The sequence below is a fragment of the Castellaniella sp. genome, from assembly GCF_034675845.1.
Classification (GTDB): Bacteria; Pseudomonadota; Gammaproteobacteria; order Burkholderiales; family Burkholderiaceae_B; genus Castellaniella.
Map to the genome: position 1 here is coordinate 973725 of NZ_JAUCCU010000001.1, position 17347 is coordinate 991071.

Here is a 17347-nt window from a genome sequence, read left to right on the forward strand (position 1 = left end):
GGCTAGTCCTCCTCGTCGAGATGCACACTGCCGAAGGAACGCCACAGCAGGACAGGAATGATCAGGGTAAAGACAATGGCTTCCTTGAATGGGCTGGCCCAGAACGACGAAAAGGCCTCAAGGATACCCACGAACAAGGCACCGATGGCGGTGACGGGATAACTGACCAAGCCACCAAAAATCGCAGCTACAAAGCCTTTTAGCCCGATCAGGAATCCGGTGTCGTAGTAAATCGTGGTAATGGCGGCAATCAGCATGCCCGACAGGGCCCCGATGGCGGCCGCCAGCGTGAAAGTCAGGCTGCCCGCCACGCGGGTGCTGATGCCCACCAGCCTGGCCCCTCGACGGTTGACGGCGGTGGCCCGCAAGGCCCGACCATACAAGGTACGGCCAAAAAACAGCCACAGACCGACGATCAATACCGCATACAGGCCCAGCACCGCGAAAGTCTGTGCCGTCCAGGTGACTGGCCCCAACTGGACGCTGCCCTCGACCAGGGCAGGCGTGCGCCAGCCTTCGGCCCCGAAAAACAGCAAGCCCAGGCCGGTCAGGGCAAAATGCACCGCCACGGAAATAATCAGCAATACCAGCACACTGGCCTGCTCGACTGGCTGATAGACCAGGCGATACACCATGGGGCCCATGGGCACCACCAAAGCCAGGGAGAACAGCACCTGCAGCAGCAACGAGACGTCTTTACCCGCTACCCACGGTGCCAGGGCCAGCAAACACAGCGGCAACACCAAAGCCCACAACAGCATGCGCCCATAGCCCTGCCAATGCCGGGTGCGCCAGGCCGACACGGCCTGGACCAGACAAACCAGCACACCCATGCCAACCAGCAGGTAGGCTGTCCCCGGCACCCGGCCATTGGCCAGAAAGGCCAACGTCAGGGCGCCAAAGGTGACGAACTCGCCCTGGGGGATAAAAATCACCCGGGTCACCACAAACACCAGCACCAGGGCCAGCCCCAACAGGCCATAAATGGCCCCATTCAGCAAGCCATCCTGCAGGAGGATCAGCGCAATCGTCAGATCCACCAGCGCCTCCCGGGCTTATGCAGCAGTCGTTCAGTGTGAAACATCATCAGAGATCCGGCTGATAGGTCCATTTACCATCCACGACCTTGACCATCACCCGGGCGCGCTTGTCCAAGCCAGCGTGATCGGTCGGGCTCATGGTGAAGATACCCTGGGAGACAGCCAATTCATTGACCTGTTCCAGCGCATCGCGCAGGGCCGCGCGGAACTCGGGCGTACCAGGCTTTGCACCGGTCTTCAAAGCGCGAGGAATCGCATCGGCGATCAGTTGGCCCGCATCCCACATATGACCGCCAAAGGTATTGGTTGTCCCTGGGCCGTATTTACCTTCGTAGGCCTTGACGTAGACCAAGGCGCTGTCTTTGACCGGATTGCTGTCGGGCAGTTGTGCAGCCACCAACAGGGGGCCAGCCGGCAGAATCATGCCTTCGCAGGCCTGGCCGCAGACCCGCAGCACATCATTATTGGCAGCCCCGTGGGTCTGGTAGATCTGACCTTTGTAGCCACGCTCGATGAGTTCGCGCTGCGGCAGGGCCACCGGCGTGCCGGAAGCGGCGATCAGAATGCCATCGGGCTTCGCCGCCAAGAGCTTGAGCGTCTGGCCGGTCACGCTGGTGTCCGGACGGGCAAAGCGCTCGGTTGCCACAAGCTTGATGCCCTTGGCTTCGGCCGCTGCCTTCATTTCCTGCAGCCAGCCCTCGCCATAAGCATCGCTGAAACCAATGAAACCCAGCGTCTTGACGTTTTGCTTGACCATGGCATCGGCCAGGGCGCTGGCCATCAAAGCATCGTTTTGCGGGGTCTTGAAGACCCATTTGCGCGGCCCATCGACGGGCTCGACCAGTTTGGCATTGGCCGCCACACTGACCATCGGCGTACCGGTCTCGGCGGCTACGTCCGACATCGCCAGCGAAGCCGGGGTAATCGACGTGCCCAGCACCACATCCACGTGGTCGTCCGCCGTGAATTTACGGATGTTCTTGACTGCCTGTGTGGTGTCGGTCGCATCATCGAGAATGATGTATTCCACTGCCTGACCGCCGATTTCAGTGGGCAGTAAAGCCACGGTATCGCGCTCTGGGATACCCAGCGAGGCGGCCGGGCCTGTGGCCGAGACCGTCACGCCCACCTTGATCTGTGCCGAAACGGCCAGCGGCAAGGCCGCCAACAGGGCAGCAGCACCCAGGGTCAATCGAAATGAAGTTGCTAAACGCATGCTTGTCTCCGTGTAGTATTTGGGGCATGAATAGCCAGCATCAACCGCAGCGCACCATGTGCCGCTACGCAATCCATATTTATAAATCAGCTACTTCCCAGCATGAATCATAAATGGGGGTCATATTATCCCAGCCACACGCAATCTGCTGCTAATTTCTTAGGTAATCCACAAAAACAGCGGACTGGCCCGAAAATCCGGTATGAAATGCAACCAGCAATGACCCCGCCCGCACTCGCTGCGCAATCTCGTATAAGATAAAGCTTTGTCTGTTCAGACATCTATCTGTTACTGCCTGTTTTCCGTGAACAAGATCACCCGCACCGACGCTCAATGGCGTGCTCAGCTCTCCCCCGACGAATTCAACGTCACCCGCCTGAAGCACACTGAACGCCCCTTTACCGGCCGCTACTGGGACAGCACACAAGCTGGCACCTATGTTTGTGTCTGCTGCGGCACCCCGCTGTTCGTCTCCGACACCAAGTTCGATGCAGGCTGCGGCTGGCCCAGCTATTTTCAGCCCATCCGCCCCGACAGCATCCGCGAAGAACGCGACGACAGCCACGGCATGGTGCGCATCGAAACCCTTTGCGCCACCTGCGATGCCCACTTGGGGCACGTGTTTCCGGATGGCCCCGCGCCGACCGGTTTGCGCTATTGCATCAACTCTCTTTCTCTTAAATTCATCCCGGCCGAATGAAAAAATTTCTCTTCGACCTTTTCCCGCTGATCCTGTTTTTTCTGGCCTATAAGCTAGGCGACAGCTATGTGGGCAAGGACGCTGCCATTTATGTGGCCACCGGCATCGCCATTGTTGCCTCTGTCTTGCAAATTCTCTGGCTGGCCCTGACCCGCCGAAAAATCGAGGCCACCCACTGGATCAATGTCTCCATTATCACGGTGTTCGGCGGGGCCACAATCCTGCTGCACGACGATACTTTCATCAAATGGAAACCCACGGTGCTGTACTGGCTGTTCGGGGTGATCTTGCTGGGTACGCGCCTATTTGCCGGACGCAATCTGATGCGCCGCCTGATGGGGGAAAAAATCGCCCTGCCCGACCACGCCTGGGCCCGCCTGAACGACAGCTGGGCCGGGTTCTTCATATTTTCCGGCATGCTTAACCTGTATGTGGCGTTTTCCGGGCGTTTCACCGAATCCCAATGGGTGGACTTCAAGGTCTTCGGCCTGACGGCGCTGCTGGTGGTGTTCGTCATCGTGCAGTCCCTATGGCTGGGCCGGCATATGCAAGCCCAGCCCGACACTGCCCCCGAACATCTTCCGGCCAAGCCCACGGACCCCTCATGAGCACCCCTGCCGACTTACCGTCTGCTGCGGTTTTATTACGCGACCAATTACTGCAGCGCCTGCAGGTTCTGTCGCCCAGCACCCTGAATCTGATCGACGAATCGCACTTGCATATCGGTCATGCCGGCGCCGAAGGCGGCGCACGGCACTTTCGGCTGCAAATCGTGTCCAATCAATTTCATGGGCACTCTACTCTCGCACGCCATCGTCTTGTGTATGATTGCGTGCGCGATCTGATGCCTTATCCTGTTCACGCATTGGCCATCGAGGCCAGCACTCCCCCCTCCGAAGGACTTTCATGAAACGTTTTGCTGTTGTTGCCCTGGCAGCCTCTCTTGCCCTACCGGTCTACGCCAAGGATATTGCCACTGTCAATGGCCAAGGAATCACCCAAGAAAAATTCGATCAGTTCATCAGCCTGCTCGTCACCCAGGGTGCCCAGGATTCCCCCCAGTTGCGCAGCCAGGTCAAACAAGAAATGATCAACCGTCTGGTCGCCGTCCAGGCCGCTGAAAAAGCCTGCAAAAAGACCCTGCCGTCAAACAAGAAGCCGAACTCGCCACGCAAAGCATTCTGGTGCGTGCCCTGATGGCCAAATACCTGAAAGACAATCCAGTCACCGAAGCTGACCTGAAAAAAGAATACGACACCATCAAGGCCGAGCAAGCCAACCGCAAGGAATTCAAGCTGCGGCACATTCTGGTCAAGACCGAAGACGAAGCCAAGGCCTTGATCAAAGCCATCAAAGCGAAGAAAACCACCTTCGAGGCAGCGGCCAAGAAAGACTCCATCGATACCGGCAGCGGCCAAAATGGCGGGGAACTTGGCTGGGGCCCCACCACCAACTACGTGCCTGAGTTCGCCCAGGCCGTCGAAAGCATGAAGAAAGGCCAACTCAGCACGGATCCGGTGCAAACCCAGTTTGGCTGGCACGTGATCCAAGTCGAGGACGAACGTCCGGTGGCCTTCCCCTCATTCGACGAGGCCAAGCCCCAGCTGGAAGAAATGATGCGCCAGCAAGAACTGTCCACCTATCAAAAGAAACTGATGGCAGACGCCAAGATCGTGGATAACAGCGACGCTAAATAATTCGCTTTTGGTCTGGCGGTACAGCGGGGCGGTCTTTTCAAGAAAGACCGCCCCGCTGCTTTGGCCTAGCCTTTTTATGCGTCCAACAATTTCAGCAAGCCCGCCTCATCCAGGATCGCGACGCCCAGCTCCTGGGCTTTGGTGAGTTTGCTGCCGGCATCGCTGCCGGCCACCACCCAGGCGGTTTTGCGCGAGACAGAGCCGCTGACCTTGCCCCCGGCAGCCAGCACCCGACGGGTTGCCTCGTCACGACTCAGGGTGGGCAAGGTACCGGTCAGCACCAAAGTCTTGCCTGCCAGGGCCTTGAGACCCTGCGGAGGGGCTTCAGTCTGGGGCTGAACCCCAGCCTCCTGCAAGGCGGTCACGACTTCGCGGTTATGCGCTTCGGCAAAAAAACGCCGGATGGAAGCAGCGACGACAGGGCCGACCTCAGGTACCTGCAGCAGGGCGTCCTCGGACGCATCCATCACCGCCGACAAGGTGCCGAAGTGGCGCGCCAGATCACGCGCCGTGGTATCCCCCACATGGCGGATGCCCAAGGCATACAGCAACCGCGATAAAGGCGGCTGGCGGCTGGCGGCAATGGCCTGCACCAGATTGGCGGCTGATTTACGCCCCATGCGTGGATATGTGGAAAGTTCCAGTTCGGTCAGGCTATAGAGATCGGCCAGCGTGTGCACCCGCCCGCCATCGACCAGTTGTTCAATGAGCTTGTCACCCAGACCATCAATGTCCAGCGCCTTGCGGCTGGCGGCATGCCACAGGGTTTGTTTGCGTTGAGCAGGACAGAACAAGCCGCCCGTGCAGCGCGTGATGATCTCGCCCTCCGGGCGCTCGACCGCCGAGCCGCACTCCGGACAGACAGGGCAGACCGCCAGCAAATCGAAGACTTGCGCATCGGCGGGACGATGCTGCAGCACCGGCGCCACGATTTCAGGGATCACATCGCCCGCGCGCCGCACGACCACGGTGTCGCCGATGCGGATGTCCTTGCGGCGGATTTCGTCCTCGTTGTGCAAGGTCGCATTCGTGACGGTCACCCCACCGACAAACACCGGCTGCAGCCGCGCCACGGGCGTGAGCGCGCCGGTGCGGCCCACCTGCACATCGATCCCCAGCAAGCGGGTGGTTTCTTCCTGGGCGGGGAACTTATGGGCAATGGCAAAACGCGGGGCGCGCGCCACAAAACCCAGGAGATCCTGAGCCTGCAGACTGTCGACCTTATAAACCACCCCATCGATATCGAAGGGCAGTGTGGGCCGAAGCGCCCCGACCGTCTGGTAAAAATCCAGCAAGGCCGCCGCCCCCCGGCAGGCCTGACGCCCCGGACTGACGGCAAACCCAAAGCCTGCCAGCCAGTCCAGCATGGCGGCATGGGTGGCATGCGGCAGCATGTTCTGGCCTGTGCCATCTTGAATCTGGCCCCAGCCATAGGCATAAAAGCGCAAAGGTCGGCTGGCTGTAACGCGCGGGTCCAACTGGCGCAGACTGCCTGCGGCCGCATTGCGCGGATTGACAAAGGGTTTTTCGCCACGGACGAGCTGCTGTTGATTCAGGTGCGCAAAATCTGCACGCGCCATCAGCACCTCGCCCCGGACTTCCAGGATTTCAGGCGCCTGAGCATCCCCATGCAAGCGCAACGGCACAGAACGCAAAGTACGGATATTCGCGGTGATGTCCTCGCCTTCGGTGCCATCGCCTCGCGTGGCGGCCTGGACCAGTTGACCATGTTGATAGCGCAGACTGACGGCCAAGCCATCGAATTTGTATTCGGCCAGATAATCCACCCCGGCAGGCTGTGCTGACCCAGGCGCAAACAAATCGGGCTGGGGACTGTCCGATTCGCCTGTCGGCTGCCGGGCCAGCAGGCCGGATTCGATCAGGATGGACTGCACCCGCTGGTCGAAGGCATAGATATCCTGGTCCTGGAAAGCATTGCCCAGAGACAGCATCCGCACCGCATGATGCACCGGCGCAAAGTGCCCGACAGGTGCCGCCCCCACCCGCTGGCTGGGAGAATCCTGTGTGATCCAGTCCGGGTGGGCTTGCTCGATGGCCTGCAACTGCTGCATCAGGCCGTCATATTCCGCATCCGAGACAGACGGATCGTCCAGCACATAATAGCGGTGGTTATGCGCCCGAATCTGCTCGCGCAAGCCCAGCAACTGCTGATGTAAAGCCGTATCGTTCACGAAAATATCCGGGCCGTGCGCTCAGTGCCTGCCAGAAAGCCGGATTTATCCAGCTGATCATACAAGGCACTGATCTGCCGGTCGATGGGTGGCGCTGAGCTGTCCTGGAACGTCCGCCCCTGATCATCCAGCACGTGGGCGTCCAAGCGTCCGGCCAGATCCCGGCCCACCGCCACCATGCGGCTGAAGGCCTGATCATCCGGGATGCTATTGGGTACATCCAGCAAGAGATCCACCCGATGCGTGTCTTCCCGGGCTGCAGCACCCAGCAGCAGGACAAAACGAGGCAAACCATTTTCAGCCATCCAGGCCCAGCCCTTGCTGGTCTGGACAAAACCGACCTCGGCTGCCGCCTGGGTGATGGCGGCCACCGAGCGCGGCGAGGCCAGCTGCAAAATCAAACCGACCTGCGCATCCATGGCAGCACAGCGGGCGTCCAGATCCGCCGCTTGGCTGAGGACGACAGATTGTTCGGGCGCCTCGATCTGGCCCTCGAAGCGTTCCGCCAGATTCTGGGCCTGGTTCCAGAGCTTGGACCATTCGATCGCCGTCAGGGGCCCACTGCGGTTGGCCATGACCACCGCCAGCTGCACCGACACATAGGACTCATCGGGCTGCACCTGAGCACCATAGCCCCCGCCCTCGCACTGGGCAAACACGCGCACAGGTTTCTTGCCGACCTGGGCCACATCTTGCAAGGCTTCCGCCAATGCAGCGCCCGGCACGGGATGCGCCAGCGCAATATCAATCACGGCCTCGCAGGCCGCATCAATATCCGCTGTGTCATCCAGTGGCGGGACTGGAGCAGGCTCGCCATCCCACAGGCCAGGTTCGCGCCGTTGCACGGTATTTTGCAACAGCACATCCTGGCCGGCATCGGACAGGGTGGGCCGCATACTGCGGCGCGCACGCCATTCCTGCCAGCCGTTATACAGCAGTACCAGGACGATCAGTGCCGCCCCTATCGAAATCAGCAAAATCTGCAATTCGCTCATGTGAACCTCGGTTGCGTGCCTAGCCTGCCGCAGCAGCCCACTGCAAGGCAGAATCCATATCTACCGCCACGATACGCGATACCCCTTGTTCCTGCATGGTGACACCCACCAGTTGACGGGCCATCTGCATGGCGATTTTATTATGTGAAATAAAGAGAAACTGAGTTTGACTGCTCATGCCACGGACTAAATTGGCATAGCGCTCGGTATTGGCATCGTCCAACGGAGCATCGACTTCGTCCAACAGGCAAAAGGGGGCTGGATTCAGTTTGAACAGGGCAAACACCAAAGCCGTGGCCGTCAGGGCTTTTTCGCCCCCCGACAGTAAATGGATGGTGCTGTTGCGTTTACCGGGCGGCTGCGCCATCACCTGGACCCCGGCATCCAGGATTTCATCGCCCGTCATGCTCAGGCGGGCTTCCCCACCGCCAAACAACTGCGGAAACAACTGGCCAAAATGCTCATTGACCGTATCGAAAGTCTGTACCAGCAATTCGCGAGTCTCGCGGTCGATCTTGCGAATGGCATTTTCCAAGGTTTCAATGGCGGACAATAAATCCTGGTATTGACTATCCAGAAAGCCTTTGCGTTCCTGGGCGACCTGGAGTTCCTCTAGTGCAGCCAGGTTCACCGCACCCAAGGCATCGACCCGCCGTGATACGCGCTGCACCTCGGACTGCAACCAATCCAGTTGCTGCCATTGGGGAGACTGTTCGGCCAGTTGCCGCTGCAAGGCTGCCCTATCCACCTGCTGGGCATCCAGTTGCTCGGCGTATTGTTCGATGGCCAGCCGCGCTGCCTGTTCTTTAAGCTGCAATTCGGTGATCCGGGCGCGCAGCGGGTCCAATTCATGCTCCAGGGTCAGCCGCCCCTCGTCGGCCTGACGCAGGGCCGCTGCCGCGTTGTCCTGCTGAATGCGCGCCTCGCGCAGAGTTTCTTCGGCCTCGGCACGGGTCTCCAGGGCATCTTGCAAGCCCGCCTGGGCGACCGACTCATCCAGTTCGAAGAGTTCGCCTTGCAAGGTATCCAGTTCGGCCTGAGCACGACGCCCCTGATCAGCGGCCAGCTGCAGATTGCGCCGCAACTCATCCAGACGGTGATGCAGGGTGCGCACCGCATACTCTGCCTCCTGGGCGGCACGTTCGCGTTCACGGCCCTGTTGACGGGCCTGTTCGGCCTGCTGCGCCAGCGCCTCGATCTGCTGATCCAAAACCGCATGGTTTTCCTGCTGCTCAGCCAGCACGGCATCCAGGGACTCGAAGCGAGCCTCGGCCTCTTCGCGCTGCCCCGCCAAAAGCTGCATTTGGGTCTGCGTCTCGTCCATGTCCAATGCCAGACGTTGGGCTTGCTCGTCGGTCTGGGCCAGTTGCTGCGTCAAGCGATGCTGCTGCAGCTGTGCCTCGTGCTGCGCCTGCATGCGTTCGGCAATCTGCACCCGCGCAGGCTGCAGGGCCTGATCCAGCGCCCTGCGGCGGGCCTGCGCCTGGGCCTGGGCATCCAAGGCCTGGTCAGCCACCAGTTGGGCGGCCCGGACTGCTCTGGCCAAGTCATCGATCTGCTGCTGGCGGGCCAGCAGCCCGGCCTGTTCGGAATCTGCGGCATAGAACCGCACGCTGCACAGATCGACCTGGTGCCCGGCGGGCAGCACCCAGCGCCCCCCGGGAGGAAGCTCGGCACGCCGGGCCAGGGCCTGCGCCAGGTCATCGCAAATAAACACGCCCTGCAGCCAGACTGACAGCAGAGGCGTCAGGGCAGAATCCCGCGCCTGAACCTGATCCAGGAGACGTACAGCCCCTGCAGGTGCAGGCAGGGCCGCAGCCTGGGCGTCTGGCAGTTGATAAAAGGCCAGCCGCGTCGGCGGGCTGTCCTGGGCAAATGCACGCACATGATCCAGCGTCCGCAGCCCCAGGGCATTCATGCGTTCGTGCAAAATGGACTCCAGCGCCGTGGCCCAAGCAGGCTCTACCTGCAGTTGCTGCCATAGACGCCCGAGTTCCTGCAAGCCCTGATGCTGCAACCAGGGCTGCAAGGCATCGTCGGATTGAATTTTTTCCTGTAATGCCAGCAAAGCCTGACGCCGGGCATCCAGACGATCCAGGTGCTGGCGGGCGTCCTGGCTGGCCTGTTGGGTCTGGGTCAGATCGGCCTCCAGCACCGACTGGCTGGCTTCAAGCGCCAGTACATGCGCCTGTGCCTCAGCCAGGCGCGACTCGGTGACCTTACACTCGCCGACCCAACGCTGCAATTCAGTGGGATCTGGCGCCCCCAGCGTCTGGCGCTCGTGCTGCAGGCGCGCCAGACGTTCGGCCAGCCTGCGCCATTGATGGTCCGCATCGCGCTGCGCCTGTGCCAGCAAGGCCAGGTCCTGCTCGGTACGGGCCAGGGTACGGCGCGATTCATCCCGTTGCTGATTGAAGGTACGCAGTTGTGCGTCCAGGCCGGGCAGGCCGTCTTGTGCAGTCTGGGACTGATCAGCCAGGATTTCGGCGCGGGCCTCGGCCTCGTCGCGCTGATCCTGGGCGGTCTCCAGGGCGGTCGTGCCATGGGCATGCTGATCCGCCCATTCCTGGATCTGGGACTGCAACTGGGTGCGCCGCGCCTGCAGGCGGTGGCGGGCATCCACGACATGGCGGATTTCGGCCTCGAGGCGGCTGACCAGGGCACCCGCCTCGAACAGGCGGCCTTGGGTCTGGTGAACGGCTTCGCCGGCGGCAAAATGCGCCTCGCGCTGGGACTCCAGACCTGCTTCCAGCGCCCGCAGCCGCGCGACGGCGGCATCGAGCTGGCTCTGGGCCTGCTCTGCCTGCAGCGCCAGGGCCTGGCGGCTGTCTCGGGCTGCTTGTTCGCGCAGCAACCACAGGGCTTGTTGCTTGAGTTCACCCTCGGACTGCAGGGCGCGATAGTCCGCTGCCACCTGAGCCTGGACCTGCAGCTTGTCGAGTTGGCGGGTGAGTTCGCGCAGGATATCGTCCAGGCGAGTCAGGTTTTCCCGGGTGTCCTGCAGGCGGTTTTCGGTTTCCCGGCGGCGTTCTTTATAGCGCGATACCCCGGCGGCTTCTTCAAGATAAACGCGCAGTTCTTCGGGGCGGGCCTCGATCAGGCGATTGATCATGCCCTGACCGATGATGGCATAGCCCCGCGTTCCCAGGCCTGTACCCAGAAATATATCGTGGATATCGCGTCGGCGCACCGCCTGGTTGTTGACAAAATAGCTGCTGGTGCCATCCCGGGTCAGGACCCGGCGCACGGCAATCTCGGCAAAGGTGGACCACTGGCCCGCAGCCCGGCCCTGGCTATTGTCGAAGACCAGTTCGACCGAAGCCCGGGCGGCGGGCTTACGCTGGCCCGAGCCATTGAAGATCACGTCCTGCATCGACGCACCGCGTAATTCAGAGGCTTTGGTTTCGCCCAAGACCCAGCGTACGGCGTCAATGATGTTGGATTTGCCGCAGCCGTTAGGGCCCACCACGCCCACTAATTCGCTGGGCGTAGGGATCACGGTCGGATCTACAAAGGATTTGAATCCGGCAAGTTTGATCTGCGTGAGGCGCACGGGAATCTGGCAGGCTGAAGGTCGTATCGACAGGAACGAACAGCATATGATAACGCACCCCAAAAGCAGACCCCCGGCACAGCCACCATGAAGCTGCCATGAAAACCCACGTTAACCGCTATACTGCAAATCCATTTCACAGACACGCACTCCCATCAGGAATGCCGATCTACTACCGATTACCTTGGGGTTGACGCTTGAACAAGGGCTTTTATATGGTCATGGCGGCACAGGCGCTCTCGTCTGTTGCAGATAACGCCTTGCTGATTGCGGCCATCGGATTGATCGCCGACCTCAGCGGCCCAGACTGGATGGCCCCCATGATGAAATGGTGGTTTGCGCTGGCTTATGTGGTGCTGGCGGCATTCGTGGGCGCCTTCGCGGATTCTTTCCCCAAAGGCCGGGTCATGTTCGCCACCAACGCGCTGAAAACCTGTGGCTGCCTGCTGATGTTCAGCTATGGGGCTTTCAACTTTACCCACGAGCACCAACTGGTGCTGATTTTCGTGGCTTACACCATTGTGGGGGTGGGCGCCGCCGCCTACTCGCCGGCCAAATATGGCATCGTCACTGAAATGCTGCCGCCCGAACTCCTGGTCAAGGGCAATAGCTGGATCGAAGGCCTGACCGTGCTGTCCGTGATTGTCGGCACAGTGCTGGGTGGCGTCTTGATCAGCCCGACTGTGTCAACCTGGCTGATGTCCTTTGACTGGGTCAACACCCTGGCCAACAACACGGCGCAGTGCGCCATTCTGATGATCAGCCTGGTCTATGTAGCGGCTGCAATCTGCAATCTGCTGATCCCCGACACCCATGCCTATTACCCGCGCCAGCAAACCCGTCCCAGCGCCCTGATCCGAAATTTCATCCGCTATGTGCGCGTCCTCTGGAGCGACAAGCTGGGTCAGATTTCATTGGCGGTCACAACCTTGTTCTGGGGGGCGGGGGCCACCTTGCAATTCATCGTGATCGAATGGGGTGCCCAGCATCTGGGATACCGCCTGGACCAGGCTTCGATTCTGATGGGGGTGGCGGCCTTTGGCACCGTGATCGGTGCCATGATTGCCGGGCGTGTACCCTTGCGCAAGGCGCTGTCCGTGCTGCCTATCGGGGTGGCCATGGGGTTGGTGGTTTTGCTGATGCCGCTGGTCTATACCCCCTGGACGGTCTATGTCCTGCTGCTGCTGATCGGCGGCCTATCGGGATTCTTTGTAGTCCCCATGAATGCGATGTTGCAGCATCGCGGTCACGTGCTGCTGTCGGCCGGGCATTCGATTGCCGTGCAGAACTTCAATGAACAGCTGAATATCCTGCTGATGCTGGCCGTCTATAGCCTGATGTTATGGCTGGGCCTATCCATCAATATCATCATTGCCCTGTTTGGCATCCTGGTGGCCTGCCTGATGCTGGTCTTCATCCAGTGGAATCGCCTGAACCACCGTGCCAATCCCGATCTGGAAAAACAGATCGGCCAGACCGGGCACGGGACCGCACTGGACTAATCCACGCCGACAGGGCATCCGGGACAAAAACAACCGCCCTCCTCAGGCCCACCTCCGCTGCGACTCAATCCACGATCTGGCTGGCTTGCACGGCCTGCGCCAAGCCAGCCAGATCCCGCCAGGCCTGGGATTTCAAGGCACCGCGCACCAGCATCGAGGCTGGCTGATGTGTCACCCAGACCGGTGTTTCCACGCCATCCGCAGCGCGATGGGTTTGCGCCGCCCCGCGCACGGCATCGAAATCCACCGTAGCGCCCAGCACCGCCTGGGCAGCCACCCGCCCCAGCGCCAGAATCCAATGTGGCCGCAAGACAGCAATTTCGTGCTGCAGATAGGGGATGCAGGCAGCGATTTCCCCCACATCGGGCTGCTGCCCGCCCAGGGCGCGGCATTTAACCGCATAAGTACCATACCGCGATGCCGCCTGCGGCAGCCGCACCGCCGCCAGCATTGCATCCAGCAAACGACCCGCATCCCCCTGAAACGGCAGGCCTGCGACCTCGTCCTCGATGCCCGGCTGTTCGGCCACAATCAGGTAAAAGGGACGATCCGCCTGCCCCGCACCCGGCACGGCCCGCAGCCGCTGCTCGTGGCGCGGACACTGTCGACAGGCCTGGATAGCCGCCGCCAAGGCAGGCAAATCGAGGTCCGCCAGGACCACCCGATCACCCTCTGACACAGGTGGCGTGGCCGTTGGCAGTGCCCGGACGCCAGCGCCGCCTGGCGGTTGCAGCCGTCCAAGCAAGGACTTGACCGAGACAGGACCGACGGGCGCGGCAGAGGCGACTGGCCGTGTCTCGGATGCGGGCGGTGCCGACTCGACCGTCGGCAACGACACGGCAGCCGCCGGAGCAGCGGCCATTGGCTGAGTCTCCAGCCAATGCATATCCACGCCGATTTCAGCCAGCCAGGCGGCCTGCTCCAGACGCAACACAGGTTTCATGGGGACTCCGGCAGGGTAAGCGTCATGATCCAGGCATCTTCGCGCACGCCCTGAACAGCCGGATAATAAGCCCGCCGCAAGCCCTGTTGCACAAACCCATGCTGCTGATAAAAGGCAATCGCCTGCGTATTGCTGGGGCGGACTTCGAGGGTCAGAGCAGGCAAACCGGCCTGGCGGCAATGCGCCAGGCAATGCCGCAAAAGTACCGCGCCCACGCCCCGGCGCTGTGCGTCGGAACGCACGCCGATAACTAGCAAATGGACCATATCCGGCGTATTCATGACCAAGGCAAAACCCAACATCGCTCCCAGGCGGCGCACCACCCAGCCACGATATCCTGCGGACAGGGCATCCGCAAAATTCTGTCGTGTCCAAGGACTGGCTTGCACCTGGCGCTCGATCGCGGCGACCTCATCCACATCACTCAGGGCCATATCATGTACGCTCCAGTGCGCCGCATCGGCCTGCGGATTGCCCCCCAGGCCCTGCGCGCGTTCCACCGTGGTGTAGGCGACCTTGTCGCGCACATAGGCAGGGGCAGCCAGGGCGGGGTCCAGGTATTGACCATTTTGCCAGGCATGCGCAGCCAGGCGCGCCACCGTAGCGGCCTGCGCCCAGACCGGGGCCCCGTCATCCAGGGGGATCACCGCCCCCAGCGACCGCAGTTCGTCGGCCAGCCCATCAAACACCTGAACCGCGTCTCCGTGGACGGCCCAGCCGCCCCCCGCCTGCATGGTCCAGGCGGCAGATTCATGGCTGGCCCAGGCGACAATATCATGCCGGGCAATCAGCGCGGGTGCCTGCAAGGTAATCCAGTCTGTCCCTTGGGCCTGATAGGCTGCCGCATAGAGTTCCTGCATGCGCGCGTCCTGCAACACCACCTGCACCCCGACTGGATCAGGCCCGGCCTGCTGCACAGCAACGGCGCACAGCGAATCCACCGGCAGCACAGGGATATCCAGGGCCACCGCCAAGCCCTGGGCCACACCGCACGCCACCCGCAGCCCAGTAAACCCGCCCGGCCCCTGGCCAAAGGCCACGGCCGACAGGTCACGACGAGCGAGGCCCGCCTGCGCGAGCAGGCCGTCTGCCAGCGGCAGAATGCGTTCTGCATGCTCTTGGCGACCCTGGTGCTGAGCCGTATACAAGTGCACGCGCCCAGCCTGTTGTGACCATAAAGCCACGCTGCAAAAAGTGCTTGATGTCTCAAAGGCTAGAATGTGAAAATCGTCCATCATCTTGATATTTTAGTATTGTGTAAGCGCTTGTGATTCATGCTGGTGCCTTCTTCCTGTCCCTGTTACATTTAATCTATGAACACACATAATCAGACCCTCACCCGCAAAATTCTCATCGTCGACGACGACCCGCGTCTACGGGACCTGCTGCGGCGGTATCTGTCCGAACAGGGGTTCAATGTCTACGTTGCTGAAGATGCCAAAGAAATGGCAAAACTCTGGCAACGTGAACACTTCGACCTGCTCGTGCTCGACCTGATGCTACCCGGTGAAGACGGCCTGTCGATCTGCCGCCGTCTGCGCGGCAACCACGACAATACCCCGATTATCATGCTGACCGCCAAGGCCGAGGAAATCGACCGCATCGTAGGGCTGGAGATGGGCGCCGACGATTATCTGACAAAACCCTTTAACCCGCGCGAGCTCCTCGCCCGGGTCAATGCCATTTTGCGCCGCCGAGGCACCGATGAGCACCCCGGCGCCCCCAGTCAGGAAAACGAATCCGTCGAATTCGGCCCCTACCTGCTGAACCTATCCACCCGCACCCTCACCAAGGACGGGGAATCCGTGCCCATCACCACAGGCGAGTTCTCTGTCCTCAAAGTCTTTGCGCGCCACCCCAAAGTCCCTCTGTCGCGCGACAAGCTGATGGAGCTCGCTCGTGGGCGCGAATACGAAGCCTTCGACCGCAGTCTGGACGTGCAGATTTCACGCCTGCGAAAACTCATCGAACCCAACCCATCCAAACCCGTCTTTATCCAGACTGTCTGGGGATTGGGCTATGTCTTTGTCCCGGACGGCGGACAATAAACGACTCCTTGCCCGCAGGGTAAATCCCTGCGGGTCATCCGCATGACACTCCCAAAACGACTCCGGCACGCGATCCTGCCGCGCTTGCGCCTGGGCCTGTTCACCCGGTCATTTCTGCTGATTGCCAGCCTGATGCTGGTCAGCCTGGGCGCCTGGCTGCAGATTTTCTTCGATATCGAACAAGGCCCGCGCGCGATGCAGCTGGCCCAACGCATCTCCACCACCGTCAGCATCACCCGCTCGGCGCTGGTCTATGCCCCGACAAAAGTCCGTCCAGCCCTGTTGCTGGACCTGGCCACCCAGGAAAGCCTGCGGGTTCAGCCCCGCGAACACACGGATGTCCTGGAGCCCTTGCCGCACACCGACTATTGGGATAATGTCTCGGCAGAAGTGCGTAACCGCCTGGGCTCCCAAGCGAGCATAATGTGGGCAGTCAACGAAATGCCCGGCATCTGGGTCAGCTTTCATATCGACGACAAACAATACTGGCTGGTCTTTGACCGCGACCAGTTGCGCATGACCAGTGGCCGCGAATGGCTGGGCTGGATTACCGCTTCCCTGATGCTGGCGCTGCTGGGCGCAGCCATCAGCGCCCGCTTTGTGAATCACCCCCTATCCCAACTGGCCAAGGTCGCCCAGCAATTGGCGCGGGGCCAGACCCCCACCCCATTGCCCGAAAAAGGCCCCGTCGAAATCCGCGACATGAACGCGGCGTTCAACCGCATGGCCCGGGACATACGCCAGAACGAAGCCGACCGCGAGATCATGCTGGCGGGTATTTCACATGATCTGCGCACGCCATTGGCCCGCATGCGCCTGGAAATCGAAATGGGCCACCTCAGCGACGAGGCCCGGCAGGCCATCGACGACGACCTGGCTCAAATCAACCACAGCATCGGCCAGCTCATGGAATATGCCCGCCCGGCAGGACTGGTGCCGGAAATCGGCATCGATGTATCCCGTGTTCTGGAAGACCTGGCTGAACGCGAGCGCAGCCACACCGAGACCCTGGGCGGCCACCTTCAAACCAGCATCGAGCCCGGCCTGCAGGCGCGCATCAGCGCCAACGACTTGAAACGCATCGTCAGCAATCTCATCGAAAATGCCCGCCGCTATGGCCGCAGCCCACACGACAACCAGGCGCATATCAGCCTCCATGCCTACCAAAGCGGCCCCGTGCTGCGCATCGAGGTCCAGGACCAAGGCATCGGCATCCCGCCGACCGATATCCACCGCTTGCTGCGGCCCTTCGCGCGCGGCGATCTGGCACGCACCGGGGTCAGCGGCGCCGGCCTGGGGCTGTCCATTGTCGAACGCCTGCTGGGCCAGGTCGGCGGCAAATTCGAGCTGCACTCACAACCTGCTCAGGGCCTGCTGGCACGTATCGAAATCCCCAAGGCCAAGGTCCGCCCGACCGACAAGCCTATGACGTAGAATGAGGTGGCGGCCCTGTTGGCCGCC

Annotated in this window: 13 protein-coding genes and 1 pseudogene; 7 read left to right on the top strand and 7 right to left on the bottom strand. The window is 61.3% G+C overall.

The window, feature by feature from the left end; translation table 11 throughout:
* Positions 1–2: 2 nt before the first annotated feature.
* Both VDP81_RS04750 and VDP81_RS04755 read right to left on the bottom strand, forming a co-directional pair.
* A complete protein-coding gene (locus VDP81_RS04750) occupies positions 3–1040 on the bottom strand; it encodes a branched-chain amino acid ABC transporter permease (RefSeq protein ID WP_322996789.1) in 1038 nt (345 codons plus the stop codon).
* A 46-nt stretch (positions 1041–1086) separates the two neighbouring features.
* Positions 1087–2256 carry an ABC transporter substrate-binding protein gene (locus tag VDP81_RS04755; protein WP_322996788.1) on the bottom strand — a complete coding sequence of 390 codons (1170 nt, stop codon included), beginning with the start codon at positions 2254–2256 and terminating at the stop codon, positions 1087–1089.
* Between the two features lie 304 nt (positions 2257–2560).
* Between VDP81_RS04755 and msrB the strand changes: the two genes are divergently transcribed.
* The 4 genes and pseudogenes from msrB (at position 2561) to VDP81_RS04775 (ending at position 4653) form a co-directional block, all read left to right on the top strand.
* Entirely contained in the window at positions 2561–2956 is a 396-nt protein-coding gene (msrB, locus tag VDP81_RS04760; protein WP_322996787.1) for a peptide-methionine (R)-S-oxide reductase MsrB, read from the top strand.
* The gene (locus VDP81_RS04765) at positions 2953–3564 is read left to right on the top strand and encodes a septation protein A (RefSeq protein WP_322996786.1); all 612 of its coding nucleotides are present in this window, start codon (positions 2953–2955) and stop codon (positions 3562–3564) included. Before msrB ends, VDP81_RS04765 begins: the two co-directional genes overlap by 4 nt.
* Positions 3561–3866: a BolA family protein gene (locus VDP81_RS04770; RefSeq protein WP_322996785.1), complete on the top strand. Its 306-nt coding sequence runs from the start codon at positions 3561–3563 to the stop codon at positions 3864–3866. The genes VDP81_RS04765 and VDP81_RS04770 overlap by 4 nt, the downstream gene beginning before the upstream one ends.
* Positions 3863–4653 (top strand): annotated as a pseudogene (locus tag VDP81_RS04775) (peptidylprolyl isomerase). The gene VDP81_RS04770 and the pseudogene VDP81_RS04775 overlap by 4 nt, the downstream one beginning before the upstream one ends.
* Positions 4654–4727: 74 nt before the next feature.
* Here VDP81_RS04775 and ligA read toward each other — a convergent pair.
* Genes ligA through smc form a run of 3 tightly spaced genes read right to left on the bottom strand, consistent with a single transcriptional unit; the run spans position 4728 to position 11393 of the window.
* Positions 4728–6845, bottom strand: a complete 2118-nt coding sequence (ligA, locus tag VDP81_RS04780) for an NAD-dependent DNA ligase LigA (protein ID WP_322996783.1) — start codon at positions 6843–6845, stop codon at positions 4728–4730.
* Positions 6842–7840, bottom strand: a complete 999-nt coding sequence (locus VDP81_RS04785) for a cell division protein ZipA C-terminal FtsZ-binding domain-containing protein (protein WP_323011694.1) — start codon at positions 7838–7840, stop codon at positions 6842–6844. The genes ligA and VDP81_RS04785 overlap by 4 nt, the downstream gene beginning before the upstream one ends.
* A 19-nt stretch (positions 7841–7859) precedes the next feature.
* On the bottom strand, positions 7860–11393 hold the full coding sequence (smc, locus tag VDP81_RS04790; RefSeq protein WP_322996781.1) for a chromosome segregation protein SMC: 3534 nt from the start codon (positions 11391–11393) through the stop codon (positions 7860–7862).
* Positions 11394–11590: 197 nt separating this feature from the next.
* Here smc and lplT point away from each other — a divergent pair, with 197 nt between their 5' ends.
* Positions 11591–12895, top strand: a complete 1305-nt coding sequence (gene lplT, locus VDP81_RS04795; protein WP_322996780.1) for a lysophospholipid transporter LplT — start codon at positions 11591–11593, stop codon at positions 12893–12895.
* 64 nt (positions 12896–12959) lie between these two features.
* On the opposite strand, the gene VDP81_RS04800 is transcribed toward lplT, so the two are convergent.
* Together VDP81_RS04800 and tsaB are read right to left on the bottom strand one after the other, a co-directional pair.
* Complete coding sequence (locus VDP81_RS04800) at positions 12960–13838, bottom strand: uracil-DNA glycosylase (RefSeq protein ID WP_322996779.1); 879 nt, start codon at positions 13836–13838, stop codon at positions 12960–12962.
* The gene (tsaB, locus tag VDP81_RS04805) at positions 13835–15073 is read right to left on the bottom strand and encodes a tRNA (adenosine(37)-N6)-threonylcarbamoyltransferase complex dimerization subunit type 1 TsaB (protein WP_323012391.1); all 1239 of its coding nucleotides are present in this window, start codon (positions 15071–15073) and stop codon (positions 13835–13837) included. The genes VDP81_RS04800 and tsaB overlap by 4 nt, the downstream gene beginning before the upstream one ends.
* 78 nt (positions 15074–15151) lie before the next feature.
* Here tsaB and ompR point away from each other — a divergent pair, with 78 nt between their 5' ends.
* Both ompR and VDP81_RS04815 read left to right on the top strand, forming a co-directional pair.
* Positions 15152–15886 carry a two-component system response regulator OmpR gene (ompR, locus tag VDP81_RS04810; RefSeq protein ID WP_322996778.1) on the top strand — a complete coding sequence of 245 codons (735 nt, stop codon included), beginning with the start codon at positions 15152–15154 and terminating at the stop codon, positions 15884–15886.
* A gap of 42 nt (positions 15887–15928) precedes the next feature.
* Positions 15929–17320 carry a sensor histidine kinase gene (locus tag VDP81_RS04815; RefSeq protein WP_322996777.1) on the top strand — a complete coding sequence of 464 codons (1392 nt, stop codon included), beginning with the start codon at positions 15929–15931 and terminating at the stop codon, positions 17318–17320.
* Positions 17321–17347: the final 27 nt, after the last annotated feature.